Origin of the sequence: Pseudoalteromonas sp. Scap06, assembly GCF_013394165.1 — a bacterium.
Classification (GTDB): Bacteria; Pseudomonadota; Gammaproteobacteria; order Enterobacterales; family Alteromonadaceae; genus Pseudoalteromonas.
The window spans coordinates 3,257,336-3,268,348 of sequence record NZ_CP041330.1 but is presented as its reverse complement, the minus strand read 5'-3'; the positions used below and the strand labels follow the sequence as shown (position 1 = coordinate 3,268,348).

At 40.0% G+C, this 11,013-nt stretch carries 9 protein-coding genes; 6 read left to right on the top strand and 3 right to left on the bottom strand.

The genetic code is table 11. From position 1 onward, the window contains the following. The first annotated feature begins 87 nt into the window (after positions 1 to 87). The 4 genes from FLM47_RS15150 to FLM47_RS15135 all read left to right on the top strand — a co-directional run bounded on the left by FLM47_RS15150 (position 88) and on the right by FLM47_RS15135 (position 7,451). Positions 88 to 1,266, top strand: coding sequence for an efflux RND transporter periplasmic adaptor subunit (locus FLM47_RS15150; RefSeq protein ID WP_178956776.1), 1,179 nt, complete (start codon positions 88 to 90; stop codon positions 1,264 to 1,266). A gap of 13 nt (positions 1,267 to 1,279) precedes the next feature. Continuing rightward, entirely contained in the window at positions 1,280 to 4,411 is a 3,132-nt protein-coding gene (locus FLM47_RS15145; protein ID WP_138608653.1) for an efflux RND transporter permease subunit, read from the top strand. A 240-nt stretch (positions 4,412 to 4,651) separates the two neighbouring features. Beyond that, entirely contained in the window at positions 4,652 to 5,227 is a 576-nt protein-coding gene (locus FLM47_RS15140; RefSeq protein WP_138608655.1) for a chitin-binding protein, read from the top strand. A gap of 151 nt (positions 5,228 to 5,378) precedes the next feature. Then, complete coding sequence (locus FLM47_RS15135; RefSeq protein WP_178956775.1) at positions 5,379 to 7,451, top strand: S9 family peptidase; 2,073 nt, start codon at positions 5,379 to 5,381, stop codon at positions 7,449 to 7,451. A 60-nt stretch (positions 7,452 to 7,511) separates the two neighbouring features. Here FLM47_RS15135 and FLM47_RS15130 read toward each other — a convergent pair whose 3' ends face one another. Next, complete coding sequence (locus FLM47_RS15130; RefSeq protein ID WP_178956774.1) at positions 7,512 to 7,985, bottom strand: Dps family protein; 474 nt, start codon at positions 7,983 to 7,985, stop codon at positions 7,512 to 7,514. A gap of 401 nt (positions 7,986 to 8,386) precedes the next feature. Between FLM47_RS15130 and FLM47_RS15125 the strand changes: the two genes are divergently transcribed. After that, complete coding sequence (locus FLM47_RS15125) at positions 8,387 to 8,596, top strand: hypothetical protein (protein WP_008112863.1); 210 nt, start codon at positions 8,387 to 8,389, stop codon at positions 8,594 to 8,596. Here FLM47_RS15125 and FLM47_RS15120 read toward each other — a convergent pair. Both FLM47_RS15120 and FLM47_RS15115 read right to left on the bottom strand, forming a co-directional pair. After that, complete coding sequence (locus tag FLM47_RS15120; RefSeq protein ID WP_138608659.1) at positions 8,593 to 9,198, bottom strand: alpha/beta hydrolase; 606 nt, start codon at positions 9,196 to 9,198, stop codon at positions 8,593 to 8,595. The two genes, FLM47_RS15125 and FLM47_RS15120, sit on opposite strands and share 4 nt — an antisense overlap. A gap of 170 nt (positions 9,199 to 9,368) precedes the next feature. Further along, positions 9,369 to 9,905, bottom strand: a complete 537-nt coding sequence (locus FLM47_RS15115) for a YaeQ family protein (protein WP_008112865.1) — start codon at positions 9,903 to 9,905, stop codon at positions 9,369 to 9,371. 91 nt (positions 9,906 to 9,996) lie between these two features. Between FLM47_RS15115 and ylqF the strand changes: the two genes are divergently transcribed. Continuing rightward, on the top strand, positions 9,997 to 10,941 hold the full coding sequence (gene ylqF / locus FLM47_RS15110; RefSeq protein WP_178956773.1) for a ribosome biogenesis GTPase YlqF: 945 nt from the start codon (positions 9,997 to 9,999) through the stop codon (positions 10,939 to 10,941). The last annotated feature ends 72 nt before the right edge of the window (positions 10,942 to 11,013 follow it).

Sequence of the window (11,013 nt, the reverse complement as noted above, 5' to 3'; positions counted from 1 at the left end):
TTTGTAACAGTTGCTTACAAATGTCACGTTAATGTTTCATTAAGCTTTGGTATCATGGTGCTAATAGTAATTTGGGAGTAAAAAAAGATGCAAGGTAATGTACTTAGGTGGATTTTTCCGTTCGTAGCATTGGCATTAGGTGTGGCCGGTTTTGCTGCAATTAATGCGATTGCAAAAGAGTCAGATAAAAAAGAAGTCATAGACACCCGTCCAACGGTGCAGGTTGAAGCCGTTTCCGCAAATAATCATCAAGTTATTATTAATAGTTATGGTGAAGTGCAGCCGCTTGAAAATACCCAGCTTTCAGCTCAAGTATCCGGTGAGGTAGTTAGCTGGCATCCGAGCTTTGTAGCCGGTGGGATTGTGGGCCGCGGTGAAACCCTATTTACAATTGAAAAAGATAACTACGAAGCCGCAGTTTTGCAAGCCGAGGCTGAACTTGCCCGCGCGCAAGCGATGTTAATTGAAGAGCAAGCGCAAGCTAAAGTTGCAGAAGATGAAGCAAAACGTTTCCCAAATAAAGCGCGTACAGATTTATTTTTACGTAAACCACAAGTGTTGAGTGCGCAGGCCGCTGTTAAATCGGCGCAAGCTGCATTAAAAAGGGCACAACGCGATTTAGATAATTGCGAAGTGAGCGCACCATATGATGCACTAGTGGTGAGTCGTAATGTAGGTGTTGGTCAGTTTGTCACTATGGGCGCTCAAGTTGCCGAGCTGAATAATATTGAAACGGCCGAGGTGATTATTCCTATTGCAGGCTTTGATAGTGTGTTTTTACCTGAACGCGTTAAAGGGGTAAAGGCAACTGTTATTAAAACAGGATTAAATGGGTTTACTCGCCAAGCAGCGATAGATCGCGACTTAGGGATTGTAGATAACGCGACCCGTATGAGTAGTCTAGTGATTCGAATTGAAGACCCTTATGGGCTTACTAACCAGCAACCTGCAATTAAATTTGGCACCTATGTACAAGTAAACTTTGCCGGTACTATGCTCAATAATATTTATCGTTTACCGCAAGAGTTAGTAAATAACCAAACTGTATGGATAGTTAATGATGAGCAGCAATTAGAGCCACGCAAGGTGAAAGTAATTCGTGAAGAAGGTGAATACTTCTATATCAGTGATGGCTTAGAAGCCAACGACAAGCTTGTTACTACCTTACCAGAATATCCACAAAAAGGGATGGCAGTAAAGGTAGCTAGTTTGACAGAGACTAAAAGTACGGATGCAGCAGACAATGCATCTATTGAAAAGCTTTAAGGTAGGGTGAGTTATGAATAACACAGAGCAACCCAATACCAGTAAACAAACAGGGTTAATTGCTTATTTTGCTAACAACTCTGTTGCTGCCAATTTGATGATGTTTTTTATCATTGTCATGGGGCTTATAAGCTATTTTACTATTCAGCGACAAATGTTTCCGAATATAGAAGTTAACTATATTACGGTGAATGCAAACTACCCTGGGGCGTCGCCACAGGAAATTGAAGAAAGCATCTTAATAAAAGTTGAAGAGTCGTTAAAAGATATTACCGAAATTAAAAAAGGGGTGTATCGCGCATTTCGTAATGGCGGTTCTGCCACCCTTGAAATTAACACCGACGCAGAACTTACCGACGTTCTCGATAAAGTAAAACTGCGAGTTGATGGTATTGCGACTTTTCCTGCGGGAATGGAACCAGTCACCATTAGCCAAATAGAGTTTCGCCAAGATGTAATTGGTATGACATTAGTTGCCGACTTACCGTTAAATGAGCTTAAGCCAATAGCGAACCAGGTTGAAGACGAACTACTGCAGTTATCGAATGTATCTTTAGTGGTAAACGATGTGCCATTGGATGAAATTGCCATAGAAATAGAGCCAGACACACTTCGCCAATATAATTTAACTTTATCGGATGTAGCAAATGCGGTACGTCGCTATTCGGCTAATTTTTCAGCCGGACAACTAAAAACTGATGCTGGCGTTATTTCGGTTCGAGTAGAAAATCAGTTTTATTCTGGTGAAGAGTTTAGGCAAATTCCGGTAAAAATTGGCGCGAACGGTGCCAAAGTGTTGCTACAAGATATCGCTATTATCAAAGATCAGTTTGTTGAAGGTGAACGTTACTTTAAATTTAATGGCGAAAATGCGGTTTATTTATCGGTAAAAGCCACAGAAGATCAAAATATTATTCCGGTGGCTGATTCGGTTAAAGCGTATATTGATCAAAAAAATAAAGAACTGCCATTGGGTGTACGTATAGAGCCATTAATGGACTTTACTTATTACCTAAATGCGCGCTTAGACATGATGAAAGCTAATTTACTGCAAGGTGCAATTTTAGTTGCCCTTATGCTTTCGTTATTTTTACGTTTTAAGCTTGCACTGTGGGTAATGATTGGTTTACCAGTGTGCTTTTTAGGTGCGATGATGCTGATGCCATTATTTGGTATCACGATTAATATTGTGTCTTTATTTGCCTTTATTATGGTGCTGGGGATTGTGGTAGACGATGCCATAGTCATAGGTGAAAGTGCTTACACAGAAATAGAAAAAAAAGGCGGCGGTGTTGTTAATGTAGTTAATGGCGCTAAACGAGTGGCAACCCCTGCCACCTTTGGTGTACTAACAACCATTGCGGTATTTGCACCATTTACGCTTTCAAGCGGGCCTGAAAGTTCCTTTTTTATAGGTATTTCAGTGGTGGTAATATTATGCCTAATATTTAGCTTGATTGAATCTAAGCTGATATTACCGGCACACATTGCGCATACTCACTTTTCTCCTATTAACCCTGACGGTTGGCGAGCGCGCTTTAATAAGCGCTTTTTTGGTTTTGTAAATGGGCCGTATAGGCAGTTTATTGTTACTTGTATAAAGTGGCGTTGGACGGTGCTATTTAGTTTTGTTGCGCTATTAATTTTCACCTTTGCGTTAATATCGTCTAATCAGGTGAGAATGATCCCATCACCTAAAGTGCCGCATGACTTCCCGCAAATTAATCTTGAGATGAACGATAACGTATCAGACATCCAAACTATTAATGCTATTCGCCAAATCGAAGCCATGGTGCTTGAAATAGATAAGCAAACAGCGCGCGAAGAAGGGCAAAAAATGATTCGCGATGTATTGGTATTTAATCAAGGTCGTACAGAGGCGCAACTACTAGCGCCATTGGTTGATGAAGATTTACGCCCTTATAATGCTTTTGAGCTTTCGCGCCGCTGGCGTGAAGCTATGCCAAATATTGCAGGTGTTAAATCGTTAACTATTCAAGATGATGTTGGCGGTGGAGGCGGCGGTAGTGGCGGTGAGTTCGGCTATTTACTGTATGGCTCTGACATTGATACATTGAATGAAGCCGGGCGTCGCTTTATTGGATTATTGCAGCAACAAGAAGGCTTATTCGACATAAGCTCTACCATTGACCCTGCTAGCAAAGAAGTACAAATGAGCTTAAAACCAGTCGCTTTTGACTTAGGGTTAGATTTGGCCTCAATTGCAAATCAAGTAGGTGCGAGTTTTTATGGTGGTGAGGCGCAACGTGTTATTCGCCGCGGTGAAGAAGTGCGGGTGATGGTACGTTACCCTAAACTTACCCGTGAAGCGTTTTCATCGCTTAAACACGCGGTTATCACCACGCCACAAGGTAGGGAAGTGCTGCTAGGAGATGTGGTTGAGTTAACTGAAACCCCAGGTATTAGTTATATTCGTCGTGAAGGCGGCTATCGTACTGTTTATGTATATGGCAATATTGATGAGGAAGTGATTGAACCTGGAGAAGTGGTTAAGCAAGTAAAAGAAAACCTACTGCCACAATTACTAGATGAATACCCAAGCGTTAAGTCAGAACTCGGTGGCGCAATTGAAGAACAACAAGCTCAAGCTAATGAGCAGTTACTATTTTTTGCTGGCGGTATGATTTTAGTTTACATATTACTTGCCGTGCCGCTAAAAAGTTACTCTCAGCCATTAATTGTAATGTCGGTTATTCCATTTAGTTTAACGGGCGCAATATGGGGGCATTTTTGGTTTGGCTTAGACATTAGCTTAATGTCGGGCTTTGGTTTAATTGCCGCGGCTGGGGTAGTTATTAATGACTCATTAGTAATGACTGATTTCATTAATCAGGCGCGTCGTGCTGGTATTAGTATAAAAGATTCGGTTATTGAAGCAGGCTGTGCACGCTTTAGACCCATACTACTTACCTCAATTACTACCTTTGCTGGCGTATTACCGATTATGTTTGAAACTAGTTTACAAGCTAAATTTGTAATACCGATGGCGGTAGCACTTGGTTTTGCTGTTATGTTTGCAACACTAATCACCCTTATTTTGGTGCCGTGTTTGTATATTATTTTAACTGATATTGGGGCGCTAATTAAACGCCCGTTTGCAAGTAAAAAGGTGAGTGTGAGTTAATACCACACATATCATGCAGTTGAATAAAAAAGCCAACCGTTAAATCGGTTGGCTTTTTTTATTCTTGCAAATTTAAACTTAAGTACTACTTTTAAACTTTGATTACATTCTTTTGTTTGATTGTTGCAACATTGCGAATTAAAATCATTCGATATTGGTTAACGCATATTAGCCTACGAGCTAGTTTGCCTGTTGTAAGCCATATGATATGGGCGACGTTTGATTCTTTAAGGTGTTGCAGTGTTTATACATTCATCATTAGCGTGTGGAGAATGGTTAACTATTGGTTGTCTTGGACTGGATCAGTATAGCCAGCTATTTGTTGGTGATACGGTTAGTGTGAGCTTTTACGATGAGCATGGCGAATTATCTCAGCTAGCTTTTGATTATGAAATACTCTCTCCAGAGCAGGGTGAACCCCATGCCTGGAGTTTACTGGTAGTTGAGCATATTAATATGCACATTCCGCTGGTGTGCGCTGGCAGAATGACAGAGCAAGGATTGGTTGTTGCGTATCGACATAACAAAATATTTGCACTTGAAAGTAGTGGTATTTGTAGCGCGGTGGTCCATTTTAATCGCGCTGAAAAAAATAAAAAATTAGTTGTTGTAAATAGCCTCGGATACGACGCAATTTATCCTCAAAATGGTGATATGTATAGTGCGGGCACCAAAGTACTACAGCCAAAAACTGGGCATATATACCAGTGTAAGGCATGGCCATTTAGCGAGTTTTGCCGTGTAGATAAGCATAAAACTATGTTTGAGCCTGGAGTTGGCGAAAGCTGGACTATGGCTTGGCAGCAAATACAGTAAATCAACTTCCCTTAGGTATAACGACAACAATAAAATGCACGTAGTTTTTAGTTATCGAATTTATACCGCTTTAGCCCACTCAACTATGAGTGGGCTTTTTTATTTTTATGATAAACTGGCCGCCATTGTTATTTTTTAAGCGGTTTTTTTTGTGTCTTCTTTTGATTATTCTTTAAGCTTATTGCCTAATTTTCCTATTGCTAAAAAGCAACCTCATGCGCTGACAACTCACGCAAAAACACGTAGTGATGATTATTATTGGATGCGCGATGATGAACGACAAAATGCCGAAATACTCGCGCATTTAGCACAAGAAAACACCTATTGTGATGAGCAGTTAGCCCCCATTAAGCCATTACAAAGTGCATTATTTGAAGAGCTTAAAGGCCGTATTGTAAAAGATGATAACACTGTACCGGTAAAAGATGGCCTGTATTGGTATCACTCAGAGGTTCGCGGAGATGATGAATATGCACGCCATTATCGCAGCAGCAGTATGGTAATGGCTGATAAAGAGTTACTACTTGATGTTAATGAACTTGCCAACGGCTATGAGTTTTATGAGCTAGGGGAAGTGGCGCTGAGCCCCAATGAGCAATTAATGGCATACTCTGAGGACATTGACGGCAGACGTATTTACACGGTTCGCTTTAAAGATTTGAACAATAATAAAATGCTCGACGATGTACTTGAAAATACCGAGGGGCAGGTTGTTTGGGCGAACGACAATAAAACCGTATTTTATGTAAAAAAGGATTTAAAAACTTTATTGGGTTATCAAGTTTTTAGACATGAGCTAGGGAGTGAGCAACACCAAGATGTGTTGGTATACGAAGAGCAAGACAGCAGCTTTTTTATGGGCTTAGGTAAAAGTCGTGATGAAAGCTTAATTATTATTGATTTAGCTAGCACAGAAACTAACGACATGTGGATACTTGACGCCAATCAGCCTAAAGGTGAGTTTACTGCTTTAATACCGCGTGAAGAGGGCCATGAATTTGATATTGATAAGCTTGGTGATACTTTTTATATAGTGACTAACTGGCAAGCTAAAAACTTTAGATTAATGACCGCGACAAGCAGCACCATTGCTGATAAAAGCCAGTGGCAAACACATACCCCTCATCGTGAAAATGTATTATTAGAAGGCGTTGAATTATTTAACGACTTTTTAGTGCTTAGCGAGCGCGAACAAGGCCAGGCACGTTTTGTTGTGGTTAATAAAAACGCCGAGCGAATGAACCTTGAGTTTGATGATCCTTGTTACTACGCCGCTATTGCGATGAACCCAGAGCCAAGTGTAACCCATGCACGCATTTACTATTCGAGCTTAACGACTCCTGGCTCGCTTTATAATGTTGATTTAACCACCGGTGAAAAAACCTTACTTAAACAACAAAAAGTACTCGGTGATTTTAACGCAGATGACTACCAGTCAGAGCGACTTATGGTAAGCGCTCGAGATGGGGTAAAAGTGCCGGTGTCGTTGGTATATCGTAAAGATAGCTTTAAAAAAGATGGTTCAAATCCGTTGTTTCAATATGGTTATGGCGCGTATGGGATCACCATAGATCCTAGTTTTTCGAGTACGTCACTTAGCTTACTCGACCGTGGCTTTGTCTATGCGATTGCGCATGTGCGTGGTAGTGAAATGCTAGGGCGTTCATGGTACGAACATGGTAAAAAACAGCATAAACAAAATAGCTTTAATGACTTTATAGATGTAACCAAAGCGCTCACTGAGCAAGGATACGGCAACAAAAGTAAAGTGTTTGCCTCTGGTGGCAGTGCTGGGGGGTTATTAATGGGAGCTGTGGTAAATCAAGCGCCTGAACTTTACTGTGGAGTGGGCTGTCATGTGCCATTTTTAGATGTGCTCACCACCATGTTAGATGAAAGCATTCCGCTTACAACAAATGAGTATGATGAATGGGGTAACCCAAACGACCCCCATTTTTACGAGATTATTGAAGCGTATTCACCGTACGATAATATTAGCGCGCAACACTACCCTAATATACTGGTGACAACCGGCTTGCATGACTCACAAGTACAATATTGGGAGCCAATGAAGTGGGTGGCTAAAATGCGTGAATATAAAATGGATGATAATATTTTAGTGTTTAAAACTGACATGGATGCAGGGCATGGTGGCGCATCGGGTCGCTTTAAAAGCTTAGAAGAAAAAGCATTAGAAATGGCCTTTTTTATCGCATTGTCATAGTAATAGTACAGTGACAAAAAAGCCTCAGTAATGACTGAGGCTTTCTATTTTTAAAATAACTTAATCTAGGTAGGCTTTTAACATCCACACTAGCTTTTCTTGCTCTTTAATGTAATCACTCATTAATGATGCGGTACCTTCATCATCCGCTTCAGAGGCTTGTGCAAGAATATCGCGCTGCATTTTAATTAAGCTGCTGTATCCGGCAAGTAAGTTCTCTACAGCGGTAACTCCATCACTGATCCCTTTTGCTTCTTTAATTTCACTTACTTCTAAGTAATCTGAAAACGCATGTAGCGGTGCACCATCAAGCGTTAAAATACGTTCTGCGATTTCATCTACTTTTAATAGTAGTAAGTTATAAATTTCTTCAAACTTTAAATGTAATTCAAAAAAGTTTCGGCCTTTAATGTTCCAGTGAAAACCGCGGGCATTCATATATTGAATTTGATAGCTGCTTAAAAGTGTATTCAGTGACTTAATAATATCTTCACTTTTTGTACTGTTTAAACCAATTGCATTTACTTGCGACATACCTTGCTCCTTAAATAACCGTTTTTATGAATTTTTTAAATATTGTTCATTGAAATAAGTATTGCTCATAATCGTCTATGAATAAAATCGTTTATACATATTGATGCCATAGCTAAAAGCTATCAGCGTATCTGTGGTTTTATAAATAAATTAACTAACGCTGTTCAATAGATATGGGTTGTGTTTATAGAAATACTACCATGAGCAGAAAATTTAGTGCTTTGCTGAGTATAAAATATGATCTAAAACAAGCTTTTGACAGGCGCAGCGCAGACTTATTTTATTTATTGATTTAGGTCAAAAAACGCGCACAAGTAAAGCGCATAATCAATATAACCCAACTTGATAGAGAGTACTTTTATTAAGTTAAGGGGCTACTTGATTAGATGCGGAGAGAAATAATGGAAGCTAAAACACGTAAAGAGAATAAAGCTGAACTCATCGTTATTGGTATTGCTTTGGTCGCGTTTGTTGTTGGATTAGTTGCGCACTTAGCGGGTGCGAGTTTTGCAAACTCTGATACATTTGGTTATATCGCTGCACCAATGCCGCTGGTGTTGGGTATTATATTTTTGATCAGCTATAAAGTGGCCGCTGCAGCCGAGGACTAAATGTCCTCGTTCAAGCGCTCAAGAATATAATTAACGACTTGGCGAGAGTAAATCATACTGGTATGGCTTAAGTGAAACACTTTGTGTTCAGCCATACCTTTAAGTTTGGTTTCATCTAGCAGTACGGTACCATCAGAGCGGCTGCCTTTTACAATGAGTGGCATTAAACCAATCGGTAAGTCGCCGGCAATACTGTATAGCTTGGCTTTAAAAGGCCAATCACCATTCTTAGACAGTAAAAATTCAACACTATTTTTTAATAATAGTTCGAACCCTTTTTGCTGCATTTTTTCAGCAATATGGCTGCCAGTATGTGGCGTCCCTAAGGTGATCACCTTTTCAACATGATGACTTGGCGCTGAGTTTGCTTCTAAATAGGCGCGGGCAACTAAGCCCCCCATAGAGTGGCAGACTAAAGCAGAAGGCTCATCGCTAATAAACTCATCTATTTGCGTAAAAATAGCATCTCGATTAGGGTCACGAGTATTGTAGGTTAGGTTTAAAACTTTAACCCCCGACTCTTCCAAACGTGAACATAACGGGCGCATAACCAAGCCAGACATATACAAGCCATGTAAAACAATAACGCGTTTAACTTTCATACGCCCCCTAATACCAATTTTATTAAAAACATATTAAATAATCCGCTACCTGCGTTAAAAATTATTTATATAGAACAACTATATGTCATCATTTTCGCCTTGTTATCGACTTATTTCTTTGTAGCTATAATGGATAACTAATTTAATGCAATTGGTATAACCTATTCTAGTTACATTAATTGCTGAGGTTTTATCTCAATGTTAGTGGTGTCGGTATTAACCCAAACTTCACCATCTTGAATGGTAATAGCCAATTTAATATTACGATCAACCAACGCAGCTAATAATTGAGTAGCAGCATAATCAAGGCTAAAAATGCTTAGGTTTTTAAACTCGTACAATTTAGGCTGATGCTTTTGCCACCAAATAGCTTGGTTATTCTCGCCATAGGTATATAAAACTACTTTTTTAGCTTTATTACAGGCTTTTTTAAGGCGCTTTTCATCTGGTAACCCCAGCTCAATCCACAGCTCTATTTCTTCGCTGTAATTGACATGCCAAAGCTCCGGCTCATCATCAGCACATAAACCTTTAGTAAACTCTAATCCATCACAGCTATTAAGTGCAAACGCTAGTAAGCGGATCATCAAACGCTGCTCAGTTTCTGAAGGGTGTTGTGCCAAGGTTAAATTAAAGTCTTGGTATACGTGACGGTCCATATCGCTAAGCGATAGTTGCGCTTTAATAATGGTAGATTTGAGAGCCATAATATCTAATCTGAAAAAATTTGCGCCAGTATAGCGCAATTAAATGAATTGCCAGTTAAAATAGCTACAAATTATATGTTAGGAGTTAAAAATGGCTATCCAGTGGTTCCCTGGGCACATGAATAAAGCCCGAAATGAAATTAAAGAAATAATGCCACAAATGGATGTGATCATTGAAGTGCTAGATGCGCGCATTCCTTACAGTAGCGAAAACCCGATGGTGGCTACTTTGCGTGAAGGTAAGCCGGTCATCAAAATATTGAATAAAGCCGATTTAGCTGACCCTAAAATGACCCAAGCGTGGAAGGATTACTTTGAGCAAGAAAACGGCGTAAAAGCGATTGCATTTGGTAACGATAAAGCCGCAGAGGTGCATCGTATTAATGAGCTGTGTAAAAAGTTAGTACCACATAAAGTCGGTGCCGATAAGCAAATTAAAGCTATGATCATGGGGATTCCTAACGTAGGTAAATCTACGCTCATTAATGTACTTGCTGGACGTATAGTGGCTAAAACCGGCAATGAGCCTGCAGTGACTAAGGCGCAGCAACGTATTAAACTTGATGATGGCATTATGCTTTACGATACGCCTGGGATGCTGTGGCCAAAATTAGAAAACGAAAACTCAGGTTATCGTTTAGGCGCAACCGGAGCAATACGTGATACCGCTATTGAGTACGAAGAAGTGGCAAGCTACACCGCTGAGTATTTATTACATGCCTATCCTGAGCTTTTAAAAGCGCGCTATAAATTAGATGAATTGCCAGAAAGCGATTGGGAATTTGTTGAAATGGCGGGTAAAAAACGTGGCTGTATTCGCGGTGGCAACCAAATCGATACGTATAAAATGTCAGAAATTCTAATTAATGAATTACGAGATGGCATTATTGGTCGTATTACCATGGAGACACCTGCCATGCGTGAAGAGGAAGAAATAATGGTAGCTGGATTGCGCGCGGCGGCAGAAGCGAAAAAGCAAGCCAAAGAAGAAGAGAAAAAACAACGCCGAGCACGTGCACGAAAAAACCGCCGTTAATTTTTAAAGCGTAGGTTAAAGCCTTACGCATTAAATTACAGACATAAAAAAAGCCCGTAAGGGCTTTTTTAG